The sequence below is a fragment of the Candidatus Nitrospira neomarina genome (genome assembly GCF_032051675.1).
GTDB lineage: Bacteria > Nitrospirota > Nitrospiria > Nitrospirales > UBA8639 > Nitrospira_E > Nitrospira_E neomarina.
On record NZ_CP116968.1, the window covers coordinates 1,731,393 to 1,751,724 of the forward strand.

A 20,332-nucleotide genomic window follows, 5' to 3' on the forward strand; every position below is an offset into this window, starting at 1 on the left:
CCCAGCTCAGGCGGGCTCGCGTGGAAGAAGAAGGGGTCTCACCGTCCGCCTCAGTGGGCGCCGACAGTTGATCGGGCGCGCTGGGACAATCTGACCCGGGAGGGCCGCGTTGGGCGCGAGCACACCATGGAAGCGAATGAGATGGAGTCGGGGTCGCGAAACAAGCGGTGGCAGACGTGGCATGAACTCCAGCGGCGCCATCACGAGATGAGTGGTTCCATCCCGGTATGGGGTTTTGAGTTACAGGACGACCCTGCCAGCACGGGTGCGGGGCAGCCGTTTGTGGCCAAGGGCGGCGCCCGCGATGTAGCGACAGAGGCGTTCGAGGGGGGAGCGCTGCTGGGGACCTCAACTACATTAAGGAATATCATCAGGGGCAACTAACCTGAAAAAAAATGCCCTCCAAGGCCAAGAAGGCTCGGAGGGCATTTAATTATAGAAACTTCGAAACTTACTTTATTTGATTGACACGTACCGTGATGTTGCTTGGATGTCCACGCGTCAGTACAGGAAAACTTTCCATGGTGACGAGATCGCCAACGTCAACTGAATCATTCCCATTGAGATCGATATGAACACGCACGATGTAATGAGATTCAGGATTAGGAACTTTGCCTTTGAATGCAAAAGCGATGGACTGCCCTTCTCCCTCAAGATGCTCGACGTTTCGAATGACTTGTTTTTGAACAACCTGACTTGAGTCATCCTGACGACTGACATCCTCCAGAAAAACATTGACGGTGGCTCCTGAAAAAGCAGAAGCCTGTTCATCAATTAGAATATTCCCTGTCAATAAAGTCGGTCCATTCTCAGTCATAAAAAATCTCTTTTGAAAAATTAACCTTCATCTTCTGGTGGTGGCTCTGAGTCATCGTCATCCAGACTGACAATTTCACCCTGGGCATCGTCCAATGGAGGACCCGGAGGGCCTTCATCAAACTCATCCGACTCGTCATCTTCCCCCATAAGAGAAGGTGGAGCTGGTCCGGAATCGCTCGCAGAAATCACCATATCATCCTCGTTATCCAAAGACCCGGGAGGTGGCGGCGAGGCACCACCCGTATCAGATGTCACAAACTCCATTGTATCACCTGAGCTTCCCTGTGAATATATATTGAAAGTGATGCCTTGGCTCATTTTTGTTCTCCTAAGTTAGATGAAAACTTTTTGTGTGGCAAGCAACGAGCCTACATTTTAAATACCTGTCTGAACAAAATCAGCGCATGACGACCCGCTCTATTTGATTACTGACAATGTAGACATCCACCTTTCGTCCGTTCCCTTTCGCCGCGTTGAGAGTCAGAAAAACATTTGTGACGCCACTGGCAGCGCCAGTCTTGATTTTTTTCCATCCACTAATGCCACTGATGATGGCGTATGCATTCTCCTTGTCACTAGTACAATATGTTCTGGAAACCGTTTTATTATTATTCCACATGGTAAACTCCCTTTTCTTTAATTTTAAAGTTATTGTTGATTGAAATTTATACAAGCTGCATTCGGTATATAGACCCGCCGTCCATATAAACATGAACCTTGCGGTTATTGGCCAACGCTTCACAAAAACCAGAGAGCATATTGGTGACACCGCTGTTTGATTTCGGATCTATTTTTTTATAACCGACTCCACTCAGGTAAACGTGCGCGTTTTTTGCATGTTGCGTCGTGTACACTCGAGACACCGTTTTGTTGTAATGCCAGGTACGGTAGATGGAGTGAATGGCCGCAATGTCTTTTTTGCTCAGTTTACTTCTTTGGCCCAGAATCACTCCTGACTGTTTGGGAACTATGGTTGCTTGACCGTTCTTCGAAAAAGCTTTCCCACCGTAATGCATGATCGAACCGTAGTCATAGGCTCCAATGTCATCACCATCGGTGATATGCTGGTTAAAATTATGCTCTTTCCCAGCCGTGATATTTGCCCATTTAATCGTGACGAAACTGTCTCTGTCTTCACGACTGTGTGCATGCCAGAGTCCTAAAGCATGGCCGATCTCATGAATGGTGCTTCCAGTTGAACAACCGTTAGCCAGGCCAATATCCTGCTTGCCGCCTTGCATCCCAACCTGGGACCAACAGCCCGTCGCGACACGAAAATTCACATAATTAGGATACTGACTCGCATTGCTCGAGGTTCTTTCGACAAAGCGAATGTTTGTGTTGTCTGTCCAATGTTTGATGGCATTCGTCACACGGGCTTTATTCGGCAACGCAGTATGAATGGTGTAGGGGACCAAAGCGTTAGGCCAACGGTACTGGTCACCAGAAATCACGACACTGTGCGCGATGCCGGTGCTTTCACCTTCCTCGACGGCCTGCGTTTTTGCTGCCATCTCTTCCGCTGTACCTAGAACGATGCACCCTTCAAACATTGCCAGACCATCGACAACAGTGTACTGAACAGGTTTATTCGTAAAAGTATTTCCCGACACATAACCTGTCAGCACCTCCTCTCCCGCCAACAAACCGACATCGGCTTCTTCTAAAACCTCATTTTTAGCCATTTTTCCTCCAACCATTTAAAATGTTTCTAAAAATTAAGAATAGGAGAAAAACTTTTGTTCAGGGTTTAGCCTTGAATTGCCAACACTGCTTCAGCCAACCAACCTCGAGTCTAGATGCCCAGCGGGAATATCGTCGCGGTAAGAAAAAGTGTAGCGTACTGGTTAGAATTCTCAACTGTGGACAAGTCAAACGAGTGTAAAACTCCTTTCCTTTGTGTAGTTATCTTCATGAAAAGGATAACCACTGTGGTTAAGGGTTGATAAAAAGGCCACGACCATGTTCGTGAACATCACGATTAGGTTGACAAATTGGATATCTAGCAAGCCTAATGCCGTAGAGCTTTTTAAAGGAACATTAAGAAGGAACATTAAGAAAATTCCCAATAAAAGACCAAATTCTTGAGAAACATCGCTAAAAGCCGAGTTGCGAATCGGAATTGGGAGAGAAGGGAGTGGTATCTAAACAGATACGATATTTATCTATTTAGATACAAAAACGGGGTAATAAGTTAAAAGGCCTCGATGATGGATCTGGGAATAGGAACTTTAAACGCTATTTTGGGGTAATCGGAAACGTGAAAAAAAAACAGCAGCAGAGGGGCAATCACGCGCTCAACTGTTAACCGAACCCGCCGCATCATGGGCGGAAGACGACGGCATGCTTTCAAGAATTGGATCGATCGATGAACTGAGAATAGAAAAGCTGTAGGTAGAATGCTCAAGATCATGCGGAGGATGAGAGGGGGAGTCCGAAGTTCCAAACGGCATGCCTGGAGAAAAAGTATCATGATGGTGTCGATGATTTTCGTAAGCACAAACGGGAGGGTCGGTTAAGTCTGTGTGGTACGTGCCTCCATGGACATGGCCAGGCATTCCATGTGCATGATCGACTTCCGGATGAATGTGAATGAGGGGTAAAGAAATAACCATGAGAATTAACCAGACTTTTAACACTCTGTTTGAAATTTCATTCACCGAATTAGTGCTTCTTCATCTGGGCGGTGGATCATACGAGTGAACACTTAAACTTAGCATAAATCAGGTGGAGAATAACACGTTTACCTCAGCTACAATCTCCGCTCTTCTGTTGCTCCCCGGACTATATGACCCTGCGCATCAATATGTTGTCTTCATGAACGTAAAGGCCTGAATCATTTTTTCACCCAGCCACGTCCGTCCCTTCTGCCTGGGTGCGCATTTAAATATCAAAATTTATCTGGCCTCATTTCCACTCAAGGGTTTTCGACAGTTTTCTCACATAGTTTCCGCCTTTAAGATGTTTTGAGATTTGCTGGTTCTTTTTCATTTTCAAGCTGCATGGAACTTGTGCAGCCCTCAAGATGGAGGATTTTCCAATGGCTCATCAACATCAATCTTGTATCGATGCTTGCGTGCGCTGTGCCCAGGAGTGCGAGTGGTGCGCAAATCAATGCCTGGGCGAGATGCCTGAATGTGCCCGCCTGTGTGTCGATTGCGCGGATGCCTGCTGGTCCTGTACGGCCTTTATGAGTAGAGATTCAGAATTTAGCCCAGAACTGTGCGACATCTGTGCCACCATTTGTGATGCCTGCGCCGCAGAATGCGAAAAACATGACAACGAACATTGTCGACGGTGTGCGGAAGCCTGTCGTCGATGCGCGGAGGAATGCCGCAAAATGAGCAAAACCGCATCCACCCGTCAGCAACCTGCTGGGGCCACACGCTAAGCGTGCGGTCTTTACGCCTCGGGCAAGGGGGATTCCTTGCCCGAGGCGCGCCGTTGAAATACTTCCCAACTTTTGACTCGCATCCTAAAGACAGCTTCCGGAATTCGTCAAAGTGTTTTTGGATTTTTTATTGCTTGGATTTAGGATTTTATCCTTTTATGTGGCTAAGGCGATTGCATACGATGATCGTCATAAATGTTTTTCGTGGCATTTAACTTTATCCATCAGGAATGAAAAATTTTTCTGCTATCTTGTGGTCTTTGATCCTCTGCATAGTCATGGGTTTATCAGGCTGTTCAATCCCCTTCTACGATAATGAAATGGATGAACTGCCCGAACCGGCCATTTCCCCTCAGGCGGGCATTCCGTCTCCCTTTCCTGATCTGCAGAAGGGAGAGCAACAGGACAAGAAAGTCCCGGAGGTGCACACACACGAGGACGACACTCTCCCAGAGGTCGGACCGCTTTCTCTTGCACATCTGAAGGAACTCGCACGGAAACATAATCCTACATTGATCCAAGCCTGGTCGTTGGTTGAAGTTGAGCGGGCCAAAGCGCTTCAGGCGGGTCTCTATCCAAATCCTATCGGCGGGTATATAGGTGATCAGGTGAATGTGAGAAAAACCATTGGCGAGTTTCAAGGGGGATTCATTCAGCAGGAATTTGTCACGGCGGGAAAATTGGAATTGAGCCGGCAAAAATATCTGGCGCGCGCGTCCGCCTCGGAATATCAGGCCCTGGCCCAGGAATACCGGGTAATAAATGCGATTGTCATTCAATATTATCGCCTTCTGGGATCTCAGGAACGCGTGGCGATTCACAAGGAACTTCTGAAAAGCTGGCAGGATGAATTGGTCACAATGGAAGAACGATTAAATGTCGGCCAAGCCAATAAAGCTGATATCCATCGAGCCAGGGTCCAAGTTCAACGGCAGCAGTTGAGTCTGATGATGGCCAACAACGATCTGCAGTTGGAACGGGAACGACTGCTCGCTCTTGTGGGAACGTCGCTTCCCTCCAAACCGGTCGCAGGTAAATTGGCAGAAGAGTTGCCCCCCCTGACATTTGATGCATCGCTTCGGCGATTGATCCAGGAGAGTCCGGAGTTGGGTTTGGCCCGGGCCAATGTGCGATCGGCAAATCATGGTCCAACGGGAAAAAATGGAACCGATACCGAATATCAAGATTCGGGGTTCAGCCGGGCGAAACTATGTGGAAACCCAGACCGTTTATGGCGTGATGGCCTTTATTGAAGTTCCGATCTTCGACTGGAATCAAGGCACGATTCAGCAGGCTCGGGCCGACCTTCGTCGGCAGGAGTCCCAAGTCACCCTCATCGAACTCCGGCTTCGTCGGAGCCTGGCCGAACAATTTCAGCGCTATCTGACAGCCCTCCAGCACATCATCGGGTATCGGGATGAAATCCTCCCGGAATCAGAGGCGCGGTATCGCACCCAATTACTCAGCTATCAAGCGGACCGCGAAGCCTGGCCGGCGGTCTTGGAAGCGCAACGGGATTTCTTCATGTTCCGACTGGAATACATTGATCAATTAATTGCCTGGCGAACCGCCAGAGTGGCCATTGAAGGACTTTTACTCGTGGACGGCCTCCAGGCTCCGCAGGGTGTGACGCCGCCAGGCCATATCGATGCGAATCCTAAACCCCGATAGAAGGATGCCCGGCAAGTCTAATTTTTGCCAGACATGAAAGTTATGGCAGATGGAGGATAGAGGATGAATGAGGGTATAACACGACGGCAGGTTTTACTCACCGGTGCGGCCGCCGCGGCGGGTTCTCTCTCGACCCGAGCGAGTCGTAGCGAACAAACACAGGCATCGGAATCATCGGACCGTCCACCCCAGGATGCAGAAAAATCCTCGAATAATCCCAATGCCAAATTTTCTCGGTATTCACGCTATCATCCCAGCTTCGGCGGACCTCCGGATTCCGATGAGTATTTAGGAAAACTCGTCCCCGGTTTTCGGCCTTCAGGCCGGGAACCTGTCCCTTTTGTCGCTCCGGATCTGGAAAAATTGTCCTGGAAGATGGTCAATGGCGTGAAAGAATTTGAATTGCGTTGTACACCGGTCAAACAGGAATTTCTTCCCGGAAAGTATATGAACGTCTGGGGGTATAACGACAGTATGCCCGGTCCGACCATGGAGGCCGTTCAAGGGGATCGAGTCCGAATCATTGTTCATAACGAACTACCGGAACCGACGTCAGTACATTGGCACGGACTGGAACTTCCGGTGGAATTTGACGGGGTCCCGGGTGTCACCCAACATTTGATCCCTCCCGGCGGAACGTATGTCTATGAATACGACCTGCATCAGACGGGAACATTTTTTTATCACAGCCATGTGGCCATGCAGGAAGCGTTCGGCATGGTCGGATTTTTTATCATTCATCCTCACGTGGCCTATGATCCCCCCGTGGATCGGGACTTTGGCCTCATCTTTCAGAATTTTTTCATTTCTCCCAATACCAGCACCCCGGATTCGATGAGAGAATTTGGATGGAACTGGCAGACGATCAACGGGCGTAGCGGCCCCTTTACCACTCCCCTGGTGTGCAAACACGGCGAACGCGTCCGTATACGGATTATGGACTTCAGCCCCATGCAACATCATCCGATTCATATCCACGGCCATACGTTCTGGTTGACTGGTACCGAAGGCGGACGTATTCCGTCCAGTGCCTGGATTCCCCGGAACACGACGCTGATCGGCGTGGCTATGGCGCACGATTTTGAATTTGTGGCGTTTAATCCCGGCGATTGGACCTTTCATTGCCACATGGTGCACCACATGATGAACCATATGGTGCGGCAGGTGGGTCCGCGCATACGCGAGGAAGAGAACGTGTCAACATATCTGAATGCTCTGCCCAACCGTCCTCCGGCTGATCCCGCCTTCGCGAATCCGGCGTTCGGCGTGCCCGGCTACCCGCAGAAAATGCAAAGTCAGGAAATGAGCGATGAGGCCATGCAGAAAATCAACGGCAGGCGGGAAACTCGCGGTATGCGAAAAAAATGGCACGAAGGGATTAAAGGATTAATGACGGTTATGCGGGTCCTTCCGGAAGAATTCTATGATCTGGTGATGCATAGTGATGAACACATTCCTCCTGGGGCCATCTTTGAAGCCATCGCCAAAGGCAAATATCGCACCCATCGTTCCTAAATTTTTGTACCTTCGCATGATGTTCTCATCCCTCTGTAGATCAAAATCCTTTTACTTTAAATCCACCTCAACGTAGTGATCCCGGCGGTCGTCCACCAGGTGGATCCTGCCTTGCGGTCGCCCTGTCTCATCTACGCCGACTCCATTGATCTCGACACCGTCCATCATTAAACGGCTCACATGTTCCGGCTTTTCACCAACACGCTTGAGGGTGATGTGATAGACGGTCTCGCGAAAGCGATAGTGGATGTTGTATGACTCCCAATGGGCCGGGATACACGGGGCAATGCACAGATGGTCCACCTCCAGGTGCAGGCCCAGGAGTGTTTCCACGGTGAGCCGGTACATCCAGCCTGCCGCTCCGGTGTACCATGTCCACCCGCCCCGGCTGGTGTGTGGCGGCGCACCGTAAATATCCGCGCACATGACGTAGGGCTCGACCTTATAGCGTTCAATTTCATCCGGGAGACTCCCGTGATTGATGGGATTGAGCAGAGCGAACAATTCCCACGCTCGTTCCCTGTCACCCAACATGGCAAAGGCCATCGTCGTCCAAATGGCGGCGTGAGTGTATTGGCCACCATTTTCGCGAACGCCGGGCACATAGCCTTTAATATAACCGGGTTCAAGGTCTGAGGTGTCGAATGGCGGAGTGAGCAGTTGAATGAGCTGAGCCTCGCGTCGCACCAGACGTGTGTCCACCGCCGCCATCGCCTGGCGGGCTCGATTGCGATCGCCGCCGCCCGAAATGACCGCCCAACTCTGGCTGATCGAATCAATCCGGCATTCGGCATTCTCGGACGAACCCAAGGGTGTGCCATCATCGAAATACGCCCGCCGATACCATTCGCCATCCCAGGCGTGGGCTTCAATATTGTCGCGCAGCAACGAAGCTTGCCCAGTGCACACGTCTGCAAACGGCTCGTCGCCTCGACGACGGGCCAGGCCGGCAAACAGCTGAAGGTTTTCATACAGAAACCAGGCCAGCCACACACTCTCACCCTTGCCATCACGACCGACGAGATTCATCCCGTCGTTCCAATCGCCGCACCCCATGAGGGGTAATTGATGTTCACCGAAACGTAATCCGTGTGTGATTGACCGCACGCAATGTTCATAGAGACTGGCCACTTCAGTCGAACGTTGCGGCTGGTCGTAGTATGCCTCCTCTTCCGGATTCAACTCACGGCCCTCGAGGAAATGGACGGACTCGTCGAGGACTCCCGTATCGCCGGTGGCCAGAACATACCGACAGGCGGCATACGGAAGCCACAGATAATCATCGGAGAAATGCGTGCGTACGCCTTGTCCATTGGGCGGATGCCACCAATGTTGTACGTCCCCCTTACGGAACTGACGCTCGGCACAACGAAGCAACTGCTCACGGGCGAGCCATGGGGTGGCATGAATGAGCGCCATGGTGTCTTGCAATTGATCGCGAAACCCGTAAGCCCCACCGGACTGATAATACCCGCTACGGCCCCAGAGCCTGCAGGACAACGTCTGGTAGACCAACCAACCGTTGGCCAACACGTCCAACGCTTGATCCGGCGTCTCCACATGCACCGCGCCCAACGTCCGGTTCCAGTGGTTCCACACCGCTTCCAACGCCCAACGTGCCCCAGCCGGCCCACCGAATCGTTCGATAAAATAGTGCGCCTCATCGGTGTTGCGGGCTGCGCCGAAGATGAACACGATCTCACGTTCCTGCCCCTCGACCAGTTCGATCGGGGTCTGTATGGCCGCGCATGGATCCAGGCCCGCACCGGTTTTGCCGGATAAACGCTTGAGGCGCATCGCAGCCGGGCTGGCCAGGGAGCCATTGCGGCCAATGAACTCTGTACGGTTTCCGGTCACCGTGCGCTCGCGCTCGCTAACCTGCACAAAAACCGTTCGATTGGCACATTCACGGCCATACGGATTGCGCGCAAACAGGGCCCCGCTGTGCGGATCGGTTTCGGTCACAATGTGCATCATATTGGTGTGGCGCCATTCACCGAGCACCAACTCCCAATACCCGGTCAGCGACAATCGGCGCGGCCCCTTCGAGTGGTTCCGCAGCTTGATCACCACAAACTTTACCGGCGCGTCCATGGCGACATAGGTGAACAGTTCCGAGGCGATGCCGGCTTCGTGATGCTCAAACACGCTGTACCCGAACCCGTGCCGACACACATAGCCGGACCGACCGGATGCGGGCAATGGCGTCGGGGACCAGAACGCACCGGTTTCCTCGTCCCGAATGTAGAGCGCCTCGCCGCTACTGTCGCTCAGCGAATCATTATGCCAGGTGGTCAGGCGGAACTCGTGCGCGTTTTCCACCCAGGTATACGCGCTCCCGCTCTCGCTGAGGACCGTGCCAATGTGCGGGCTGGCGATGACATTCGCCCAGGGCGCCGGCGTGTGTTGACCAGGTTCGAGGGTGACGACATATTCGCGCCCATCGGGCGTGAAGCCACCCAGACCGTTACAGAAAATTCGATCACGGGCCGCCAAGGGTTGGGCCGGTAACACTGCCGGTAGCCGCAATGACTCCAATCGGTCCGGCACACGCACGACCGGGACGAGGCGCTCCACCTGCTCAAGTAAGGTTTCGGCGGTATCGGTCAGCACGACCCGGGCGACCGTCTGGAACAAGACCCGATCCTCCTCCGACAGTTCTTCGGCACGTCGCACGAAGACCCCACCCGGTCTGTCAAGAATTTGCGCTTCGGGACCCGCATTGATCAGCCCCATGATCTGGTCTTGCAGAACCGCGCGATAGCCCGAGAAATCCTCGTTCACGATGACTAAATCAACAGTCAACCCCTTCATGCGCCAATAGGCATGGGCTTGCAGCACTTGCTTGACCAGGTCAATGCGGTTCCGGTCGCCAATACGGAGCAGCACGATCGGAAGATCGCCCGAGACGACAAAGCGCCAAAGCCCTGACTGGCCCAGCTGGTTGCGGGCAATAACACTCGACGCGGCACGGCGCAAGCCATTGGCGAAAATGACCGAGGTGGCCAGGCGGCCATAAACCTGAGCCTCCGCTTCAGTGGCGTTGAGATGACGCAGCACCTCCTGACTTTGGAACCAGGCCATTTCAAAGGCACGCTCAACGAAGTGCCGGTCACAATACTTCTCAAGCAGTACCAATGCGGCCTCGCGGGTTTCTGCGACACCGGAGATGATCTGCACGGTGGCCGATTCATCGGATGATAAGGAGAGGGTGCGGCGGATGGCCACGATAGGATCGAGCACCGAACCATCCGTATTCGACAATGGCGACGAACGATCATCGCTTTCCAATATCTCAGGGTTGGCTGCCGTTCGGCCCCGCCCGATGAATTTTGAGCGATCCGTCTCGTATGACGGCTCGTCGGCCACCGCCCCTGGCGCGGCCAACAGGTGAAACATCCACGGCGTTGCCTCCCCCGGTGTGCGGGCACGCCGCCGGCAGAGGATCGCCTGACGGTCCGGCAGGATTTCAGTTTGTACGAACAGGTTACTGAACGATCGATGGGCCAGGTCGGCATTCAGGGGGGCTAACACGACCTCCGCGTAACTGGTGACCTCGATATGACGGATACGAGTCGACAAGTTGGTGAGCGTGACGCGTCGGATTTCAACATCGTCTTCAGGTGATACGCTGACTTCGGTGTGCACTTCAATCCCCTGGTCCCGCCGCCGGTATTCGGCGCGCCCCTGCACAAAAATTGCTTCATAGTGATCGGCCTGGCGTAATGTCGGTTGATACGCGGTGGACCAATATCGTCCCGAGTCGCGATCGCGCAAGTAGATGAATGTGCCCCAAGAATCGCACGTGACGTCCTCGCGCCAACGGGTGACAGCCAGGTCACGCCAGCGACTATATCCGCCACCGGCATTGGTCGCCATGACGTGATACCTTCCGTTGGATAACAGATGCACTTCAGGTATCGGTGTGTTCGGGTCGATAAATACACGCATGATGGCGCCGCCTTCCGTAGCGGCAGGTCGCGCGGCGGCACTTACTTCAGCCGCGTGCGGATGCAACGTCGCTCCCTTCTTCGGCACACGCTCCTGCAGCAACAATTCCGTCGCCCGTACGTGAGGGGCAGACATGAAACGGCGCTGCATCGGCCGATTGAGCAGAACATGCGCAAAGGCCAACAGGCTCATACCTTGATGATGCGCCATGAATGTGCGCACGATGGCGTGATTCTTCCCTCGAGGCACGCGTGAGGGCGTGTAATCCACCGCTTCGTAGAATCCGTAGATGCCACAGAATCCATTGGTAGCCATAGTCTGTAAGTTATGACAGGCTTCTTGCGGCATCACGGTAAGCGCCAGCGCGCTGGCGTAAGGCGCGATGACCAGGTCGTCTCCCAGCCCACGCTTAAAGCCCAGCCCGGGGACGCCAAACGCCCGGTATTGATAGACGTGGTGCATATCGGTGGCGTTATAGCAGGACTCGGAAATACCCCAGGGCACCGCACGCTGTCGTCCGTATTCAATCTGGCGCGACACGACAGCCTTGCAGGTCTGTTCCAACAAGGTATTCTGGTAACTCGGCATGATCAGTTGCGGCATGAGATACTCGAACATCGAGCCGCTCCACGAAATCAAACTTACGGCGCCGCCATAACTGGTCAACTGGCGACCGAGTGAAAACCAATGCTTTTGCGGGAGCTGTCCCTGCGCGATAAGGAGAAAACTTGCCAGGCGTGCTTCTGATGCCAGCAGATCGTAACAGGACGGATCACGGCGCCGTTCCCCCACATCGTATCCGATGGTCAGCAAACCACAGGACGCATCATAGAGAAATTCAAAATCCATCACCGCCAACTCGCGACAACGATTCACCAAATCGTCGATGATTCTGATCCGCTCCACCGCACCCGTATGCGGGGATACGCCCATACCGGCGGACGATAGCCCTTCCGTGCCCACAGTTCTCTCTCTGGCCAAGACCGCCAATGTCGGAGTGTTGGTAAAATGCCGTGGCTCGGGCACCAACCATCTCAGGTCATCCCGCAGTGCGCAGGATTGCTGATCGAATGCCTGCGCCCACTGATACAGTTCGCCATCGATATCGCTATCCGCCGGGAGCCAGGCCACCAGTTCCTCCGCGGTGCGGTGAATTTCTCCCAGCAGATGATCGGCAGCCGCTAATGTCTGTGGCTCCCCGTTCAGAGTGAGTGTGTCCAGTTTGTCTTGAAGAACCTTGATTTTTTTCGCAAGGTCCGGGGCTGGTATCGAAGGCACATGTTCGGCAAGCACCTGCAGGGTGTCCTGCAGCCCCCGAAATAGGCACGAGGACAGCACCGGCTGATCTTTCAACTCGGCCAATCCCGCTTGCAAGGTGAGCAAGCTGCCAGCCAGGTTTCCGCTGTCCACCGACGAGACGTAGAGGGGACGAAGCGGTTTCAGCGTGCGTGTGTCGTACCAGTTATAGAAATGGCCGCGGTAGCGTTCCAGCTTTTCCATCGTCGCCAAGGTGTGATCCGTACGCCGCAGAAATTCTCCGGCGGAAATGTATCCGAAATCATACGCAGACAAGTTCGCCAGGAGCGCCATGCCGATGTTTGTCGGCGAGGTGCGGGAGGCGATGCCCGAAGCAGGATGTTCCTGAAAATTATCGGGTGGCAGCCAATTGTCCTCAGGACTGACAAACTTCGCGAAGAAACGCCAGGTTCGCCGAGCCGAGCCACGAAGGAAGGCCCGTTGCTCAATGGTCAAGTCCGGTACGGGGCCCATAAGGGGCAGACTGATCCACCAGCCGACGATTGGCGATCCCAGCCAAAGCAACAAAACGGGAACACAGAAAAGCCACTCCTCCGGCCGGCTGATCCCTAATGCGAAGGTCAGCATGACCGCAAGAGCAGGCCCGATCCACATCTCCATAAAAAAATCAACCAGTGTCCGGCGCGCATTGCGACTGACATAGGATCGCATATGCCAGAGTAACAATCCGCGTCTCGTGAACAGCATCCGCACACCCGAGCGCAGAATCGCATTCAGGCTAATCAACGTCTCGTAGGGCAACAAGACTACCGTGAGCACCGCGAGCATAAACGGGTGGCCTGTAGATTTGCTTTTGAGGATGAGGTGCACCAGCCAATCCCGTTCTTCAGGTTTTCGGATGAGATCGATCACGGCTCCGAGCACGATGGGCAAAAACACCACTCCTCCGACCAGCAGGGTCCAGACCCATGCCGATCCCGGACCAAAAAACCATCCACCTATCAGCAAGGCCAGCAGTGACGGGGACACGAGGCTGCGTCGAAGGTTGTCAAATATTTTCCACACCGACAAGGCTGTAAGCGGATTGGGTGGCCGCTGCGCCTTCGATCCATTTGATCCTGGCGGTCCGAGGACATGCGGGAGAAGCCAGCCGGCAAGCTGCCAGTCCCCGCGTATCCACCGATGTCGCCGGCTCGCCTCTATGGCATAACTGGCCGGATGCTCTTCAATGATATCAACATCGGTGACCAGTGCTGAACGTGCATACCCGCTTTCCAGCAAGTCGTGACTGAGAATGAGGTTCTCAGGAAAGCGTCCATCGACAGCCTGACGAAACGCATCCACATCGTAAATGCCTTTGCCGATGAACGACCCCTCCCCGAAAATATCCTGATACACATCCGAGACCTCACGCGTATAGGGATCGACTCCTGATTCACCTGCGAACAGTTTCGTAAACCGTGACTGCCCGGCACTGATCAGGCTGATTGACGTGCGTGGTTGAAGAATGGCGTAACCCTCCACGATACGCCCCTTGTCCGGATCGTATACCGGCCGATTGAGAGGATGAGCCATGTTGCCGATCAACGTGCGTGCCGTGTCACGGGGTAGTTGCGTATCGGTATCCAAGGTGATGACATACTTGATTGAACTGAGGAGGGATGGATCACCGACAATATCCGAGAATGCCGTTTGCGCCTCTCCCCGCAGCACGGCATTGAACTGCTCCAGCTTGCCACGTTTGCGCTCATATCCCATCCACACCTGTTCGTATGAATTCCACATCCGAGGCCGGTGAAACAGATAGAAGATGCAGGGGCGGTCCTCGCGGTAGGTCTCATTGAGCGCCTGGACACCTGCGCGGGCGCGGGCGAGCAACGCGTCATCATCCGGCAGCGTGCGCTCAGGCGCGTCACGAAAATCCGTCAACAAGGCAAAGAACAGATGGGGATCGCGATTCCCCAGATACCGGATTTCTAGGGCTTCGAGAAGCTCATCAATCTCTTGCGACCGGCTCAGCAAGGTGGGAACCACGACCATCGTGCGGTGAGCGTGTGGAATACCCCTTGAGAAATCCAAGCGTGGTAACGCCCGAGGCGCCAAGGTCAGCGTGACCACCAGATTCACCACCGAGACGGCCAGCGCCGAGACACCCATCATTCCGGTTATGCCCAAAAACCAGAACCGCCAATCACCCGGCCCGAACCCCTCGAAAGAGAACAGCACCGCCGATGTCGCAAGGGCCGTGAGCAACAGGATGGGTCCGAGATACAGGATCAGGCGGAAAGGCCGACTGGCCCGGCTGACACGCAACTTCCACGACACCCGGCAATTCACCCCACGCTCCAGTAGGTCGCGTCCGTGATCGATCAGATAGTATCCGATATGGGAAGCACGGTCGTTAGAACCCATCCGCGCTGCAGCCGTTTGCGCAAGCACAATGGCTTGGCGTGCGACACCCCATTCACTGCACGAACTGCCTCTCGCCACATCTTCGATAACATGCCGATACCGGTCGCGGGTGGCGAAATCCTGGTTGGTGTACATTCCCGTCGGGTCTTCACACAAGGTCTGTTCGACAACACTGAGCGACTCGACGTAATTCTTCCAATCCGTTGCGCCGATGAAACGCAGACTACCGATACTGTTGGCAATGGAGATCTGATTGGTCGCGGCCGTTCGACCTGCCGCCTCCGACAACTGCGTGGCCGTCACTCCTTGTTCAAGGAGTTTGTGTTCGACCCAGGTTTGAATGAACGCCATCGCTGGCCCCTGAGCCTGAAGTCTTGCGTAAAATTCCTCTACAAAGGGTGCGGTCAACGGCACATCGGCATTGGCGAACTCGGCGAGCAACTGAACAAGCTGTTTCGGTTTTTCTTCGGCCGTCACGTGCATGCGGTCTGCCCAACTGATAGCCGCGTCGCGCTCCTCGCGCCGACGGGCAATACGCAACCCCACGCGACGAAGGTTTTCCAATAGCGCCAACTGCAGCATAATCGGGAATGCCCACAATTCGCCCAGTCTTAACGGTTCAATGGTCTGGTAGGCGGCGACAAAATGGGTGGCATTGTCGCTGTCGACACGACCGTCCATATGAGAGATCAACTCCAGCGCCAGGTCATAGATTCTGGGAAAACCGGCTGACGGGCCATCAGCCAGTCGCGGCAACTGCCGGCTGTATCCTCGCGGCAGATGCCGACGTGCCAGAACGATCTGCTGCTCAATGAGATAAAAATTATCAAGCAACCATGCCTCTGCCGGGACGATCCGTTGTCCGGGCGTCACGGCGGCGGTCACCAGATCATACGCCGCCAGCAGCACACGCTCATTGTCCCCCAGCCGTGGTAATAACCTGTCCGGCCCAGGGTGCGGATCGAGTGTATGCTGTCCAGCGAGCGTGACCGCATGACGTTTTAATTGCTCGATGCTGAACAGCTCCGAGCGCAGCAACTCTGTATCCCCTGCGTCACGCAACACATTCCGTGCAGGTAATAACAATCCGAATTTTTTGCCGAAAATGGTAATGATGATGACATTCTCCTCGCTCGAATTGGGTCGTCCGAGCAGTACTGGTCTTAGACCTGGGTTTGGCAAAATGTCATGCTACGTGCTTTCCGCACGTCAGCCAGTGACCTGTCGATGGCTAATTTTTACATTGTCTTGGCTGGGATTGAGATTAACAGGGTTATAACGGACAGTGCGTAAGTACAGCTTTTTGCTGGTAAGGCCAAAGGTTTGGAGCTTGCTCAAAGTTGATTAAGCCCCGCACAGGCCTCAAGCCGTTCGACTGCGGATTGCTAAAGCTTTCGACTCACGCGCCTGTCAGCCTAAGCCATGGTAACACTATACTCATGTATGGATATAGGTACCGTGATGGCACTGGAGCGAGTGGAATAAATGTGGCCTCTTTCTGTGACGCGGAATTCGGGCTCACTTCCCCAGGACAAAGGTATTTACTATACTGAATCGACAGGTTCCTTTTTGAGCGCCGACTGAACCGAAGGGCCTGATCTTATGCCACTGAGAATTTTCAACTCGAACCCGGATGACCTTCTTACTTTCTTCTGTTGATTACAAGGACAATAACGATGGAACAAGAATCTTCTACCCCCAAAAATAAGCCCCGGCGACGGGAACTGAGCATGGCCAAGGTTGAACAGGTCAAAGACCCGGTCTGTGGGATGATGGTGGATCCGCTCACCGCTGCAGGGAAATTTGAGCATGCCGGCACCATGTACTACTTCTGCAATCCCCGCTGTCTGGACCGGTTTAGCCATGATCCGGAAGGCTATCTGACCGGGAAACATGAGCAGTCGATGGAAGCGGAGCCCGCCAAACCCGGGACGAAATACATCTGCCCGATGTGTCCGGGTGTGGAATCGTCCACACCGGCGGCTTGCCCGAAATGTGGCATGGCGCTGGAGCCGGATATCGCAGCCGCCCCGGCCACTAAAACAGAATATGTCTGTCCCATGCATCCTGAAGTAGTACAGGACCAGCCGGGCTCCTGTCCCAAATGCGGGATGGCTCTCGAACCGCGGGAAATCACACTTGAGGAAGAAGCGAATCCCGAACTCAAAGACATGACGCGTCGGTTCTGGATCGGTCTCGTGTTGGCCTTTCCGGTCTTTTTCCTGGCCATGTCCGAAATGATTCCCGGCAATCCCATTCAGGAAATCCTGCCACCTTCGGTGATGTCATGGGTACAGTGGGCATTAGCCACGCCCGTGGTCTTATGGTGTGGATGGCCGTTCTTTCAGCGCGCGTGGGCTTCCCTCGTGAACCGCAGCCTCAACATGTTTACGTTGATTGCGTTGGGAACCGGCACAGCCTATGTCTATAGCACCGTGGCCACGCTTGCGCCTCAATTATTTCCTGCCTCCTTCAGAGGAGAGGGCGGTGAGGTCGCCGTGTATTTTGAGGCTGCCGCCGTGATCACCGTCCTCGTGCTATTGGGCCAGGTCCTGGAATTGCGGGCTCGCAGCCAGACAGGCAGCGCCATTAAAGCCTTGCTGGGCCTGGCCCCAAAAACTGCCCGCCGAATTCGCGAGAATGGCGAGGAAGAAGACGTCCCCGTAGATTCCGTGCATCCAGGAGACAAGCTTCGGATCCGGCCGGGAGAAAAAATTCCAATCGACGGAGTCATCCTTGAGGGTCAAAGTGCCGTGGATGAATCGATGATTACCGGAGAATCGATCCCGGTGGAAAAAGAGGCAGAGGCTCAGGTCACCGGGGGAACCGTCAATGGCACGGGGACGTTGGTGATGCGAGTTGAACGAGTGGGTCGGGATACCGTCCTGGCGCAAATAGTTCGCATGGTCAGCGAAGCCCAACGCAGTCGTGCGCCCATTCAACGGATGGCCGATCTGGTAGCCGCCTATTTTGTCCCGATTGTCGTCGGGGTGGCATTTCTGACCTTCTTGATCTGGGCGATGTTCGGCCCAGAGCCTCGTATGGCTCACGCGCTCGTCAACGCGGTGGCGGTCCTCATTATCGCCTGTCCATGCGCGTTGGGTTTGGCCACTCCTATGTCGATTATGGTGGGGACCGGACGAGGAGCCACAGCCGGCGTTCTAATGAAACATGCGGAAGCCCTGGAGCAATTGGAGAAAGTGGATACTCTCGTCGTTGATAAAACGGGAACTCTCACAGAAGGCAAACCCAAGCTGATGTCAGTCGTGTCCCTTTCCGATATGCCGGAAGAGGACCTGCTGCGATTGGTCGCCAGCCTGGAACGCAACAGCGAACATCCTCTGGCCTCCGCCATTGTGAACGGGGCGAAAGACAAAGGGCTGGAGTTAGGGAAGGCTCAGGACTTTCAGTCGAAAACCGGCAAAGGCGTGACCGGAACCGTCAAGGGACACAGCATGGCACTCGGCACACGGAAGTTTTTGGAGGAAGAGCATAACGTAAAGCCCGAGTCCTTCGGGCCATTGACGGACAAGGCAGAGGACCTGCGCCGGGACGGCCAAACCGTCATGTTTGTGGCCATCGCAAATCAAATCGCCGGACTCATCGGCGTCGCCGACCCGATTAAACCATCAACGTCGGAAGCCATTCGCCTGTTGCATGAAGAAGGGATTCACGTAGTCATGGTGTCCGGCGATCATCAACAGACTGCACAGGCGGTCGGACAGAAGCTCGGCATCGATGAGGTGAAAGCGGAAGTGTTGCCCGAGGAGAAAAGCCGGATCATCCAACAACTTCAGGCACAAGGAAAAATCGTGGCCATGGCCGGAGACGGCATCAATGACGCACCCGCCCTCGCTCAAGCCCAGGTCGGCATTGCCATGGGGACCGGTACGGATGTGGCCATGGAAAGTGCGGGGATCACGTTGGTCAAAGGGGATCTTCGAGGCATTGCCCGTGCCCGCCGGCTCAGCCAGGCGACCATGCGCAACATTCGTCAAAATCTCTTCTTTGCTTTTTTCTACAACGCCATTGGAGTGCCGATTGCGGCCGGTATTCTCTATCCGGCATTCGGCATACTTTTAAGTCCGATGATTGCGGCAGCCGCCATGACGTTCAGCTCGGTTTCGGTCATTACCAATGCCCTCCGATTACGAACCATCAAGCTCTAACAGAATGTTGAAAACGTATGCCCTGAGTCCGGCCGAAGGGGAAACCGTGCCGGCGCCTGAATTCCCGGCCTTTGGAGCCGAAGCGACATCGGCGAATAGGCTTGGCAGGCAAGGCGACGGTTATTTGAGCCAATGAAAAGGAGGAGAGATGGATCCCCGTTACCAACTTGTGGGGATGACGACTGGTATAGTTTCCGCCTTTACCCGACCCGTTCTATATCCTCAATGGCATGCCATGTCGTTCCGGTGGGATATCTCAATTGGCTGACGGTTCTGTATGTCTACTCCCCGTCGCTCATCCTAAGAGAAAACTAAAATCCCTTTGCGTGAGGGTGCCCCCGCCATGCTGGGTGGCCCCTTCAAGAACGGATCCCGGTTTCCTGTTATCAACGGCGGCCGTTTGAGTCGGGCTGTTGCGGGTGAGAACACAGCCTTGGGCGTAAGGGCCGCGTGCAAGCACACCAAGGCGAGGATCTAGGTTACTGCGGCATAACCTGATGCCGCTGATCTGACTTGGACATTCTGGTACAATGCTCTTATGTCCCCATTCGGAGCTTAAACATTCATGAGATCCATGAGCAGATACCTTCTCTCTATTGTGGCGGTTATTGGGCTGGGGGGCGCCCTCACAGCGGGTCAACTACTGGCCCAGCCTGGCGAAATTGACATTTTCAATCAACAGGACACCAGAGTATTCAAGGCGGCGGCCTGTACAAAAGATCGCCGGCCGGTTGAAGCGCTGTACTACATCGTGGCCAGCCAGTCCGATCTGGCTAATGGAAAATCGTCTCCATCATCGCACCTGATGAAAGAAGCAGTGGATGGTAACTGGCGACAGATTGCCTCCCGGTTGACGATGGAGCAAGTGACGGAAGAACGCTTTGCCGATACCTATAACGCTCTCTTGAGCGAAATGATCCCACTTTTGCAGCAGGCAGTTGAGGAGAAGAGTGGCGTGTCCATCTCCGTCTCTGAAGTCAACAGCAGATCGATGGACCAGACCAAGGATCAGGACGTTCCAGCTTGCGGTTAGGGACACAGTGCCTTCCATCTAACTCCACGGAAATTCGGTGCGGCCATGAGGAGCTGGGAAAAAGGGTCATCGTAAACAGCTAACACAGCGTGACCAGGAACGTGTGGTTAAGCC

General features: G+C 54.2%; 12 protein-coding genes and 1 pseudogene. 6 read left to right on the forward strand and 7 right to left on the reverse strand.

Annotated features, from left to right (window positions below; translation table 11 throughout):
• Positions 1 to 6: 6 nt before the first annotated feature.
• The 6 genes and pseudogenes from PQG83_RS20910 to PQG83_RS07770 all read right to left on the reverse strand — a co-directional run.
• Positions 7 to 225: pseudogene (locus PQG83_RS20910) on the reverse strand (hypothetical protein); the annotation flags it as partial.
• Positions 226 to 451: 226 nt separating this feature from the next.
• The gene (locus PQG83_RS07750; protein WP_312748328.1) at positions 452 to 817 is read right to left on the reverse strand and encodes a YbaY family lipoprotein; all 366 of its coding nucleotides are present in this window, start codon (positions 815 to 817) and stop codon (positions 452 to 454) included.
• Positions 818 to 837: 20 nt separating this feature from the next.
• On the reverse strand, positions 838 to 1,083 hold the full coding sequence (locus PQG83_RS07755; protein WP_312748329.1) for a hypothetical protein: 246 nt from the start codon (positions 1,081 to 1,083) through the stop codon (positions 838 to 840).
• A 133-nt stretch (positions 1,084 to 1,216) separates the two neighbouring features.
• Complete coding sequence (locus tag PQG83_RS07760) at positions 1,217 to 1,438, reverse strand: hypothetical protein (protein ID WP_312748330.1); 222 nt, start codon at positions 1,436 to 1,438, stop codon at positions 1,217 to 1,219.
• A gap of 46 nt (positions 1,439 to 1,484) precedes the next feature.
• On the reverse strand, positions 1,485 to 2,504 hold the full coding sequence (gene legP, locus PQG83_RS07765; protein ID WP_312748331.1) for a Dot/Icm T4SS effector Zinc-dependent metalloprotease LegP: 1,020 nt from the start codon (positions 2,502 to 2,504) through the stop codon (positions 1,485 to 1,487).
• Positions 2,505 to 3,116: 612 nt separating this feature from the next.
• Entirely contained in the window at positions 3,117 to 3,479 is a 363-nt protein-coding gene (locus tag PQG83_RS07770; protein ID WP_312748332.1) for a hypothetical protein, read from the reverse strand.
• 380 nt (positions 3,480 to 3,859) lie between these two features.
• Between PQG83_RS07770 and PQG83_RS07775 the strand changes: the two genes are divergently transcribed.
• From PQG83_RS07775 to PQG83_RS07790, 4 genes are all read left to right on the forward strand, one after another.
• Positions 3,860 to 4,210: a four-helix bundle copper-binding protein gene (locus PQG83_RS07775; protein WP_312748333.1), complete on the forward strand. Its 351-nt coding sequence runs from the start codon at positions 3,860 to 3,862 to the stop codon at positions 4,208 to 4,210.
• Between the two features lie 320 nt (positions 4,211 to 4,530).
• Positions 4,531 to 5,463 carry a TolC family protein gene (locus tag PQG83_RS07780; protein WP_312748334.1) on the forward strand — a complete coding sequence of 311 codons (933 nt, stop codon included), beginning with the start codon at positions 4,531 to 4,533 and terminating at the stop codon, positions 5,461 to 5,463.
• The gene (locus PQG83_RS07785; protein WP_502572806.1) at positions 5,450 to 5,881 is read left to right on the forward strand and encodes a hypothetical protein; all 432 of its coding nucleotides are present in this window, start codon (positions 5,450 to 5,452) and stop codon (positions 5,879 to 5,881) included. Before PQG83_RS07780 ends, PQG83_RS07785 begins: the two co-directional genes overlap by 14 nt.
• 63 nt (positions 5,882 to 5,944) lie before the next feature.
• Positions 5,945 to 7,396: a copper oxidase gene (locus PQG83_RS07790; protein WP_312748336.1), complete on the forward strand. Its 1,452-nt coding sequence runs from the start codon at positions 5,945 to 5,947 to the stop codon at positions 7,394 to 7,396.
• 51 nt (positions 7,397 to 7,447) lie between these two features.
• Here PQG83_RS07790 and PQG83_RS07795 read toward each other — a convergent pair whose 3' ends face one another.
• A complete protein-coding gene (locus tag PQG83_RS07795; protein ID WP_376753582.1) occupies positions 7,448 to 16,054 on the reverse strand; it encodes a glycoside hydrolase family 94 protein in 8,607 nt (2,868 codons plus the stop codon).
• Positions 16,055 to 16,746: 692 nt separating this feature from the next.
• Between PQG83_RS07795 and PQG83_RS07800 the strand changes: the two genes are divergently transcribed.
• On the forward strand, positions 16,747 to 19,185 hold the full coding sequence (locus PQG83_RS07800) for a heavy metal translocating P-type ATPase (RefSeq protein ID WP_376753583.1): 2,439 nt from the start codon (positions 16,747 to 16,749) through the stop codon (positions 19,183 to 19,185).
• Between the two features lie 574 nt (positions 19,186 to 19,759).
• Complete coding sequence (locus PQG83_RS07805) at positions 19,760 to 20,218, forward strand: hypothetical protein (protein ID WP_312748339.1); 459 nt, start codon at positions 19,760 to 19,762, stop codon at positions 20,216 to 20,218.
• Positions 20,219 to 20,332 lie beyond the last annotated feature (114 nt).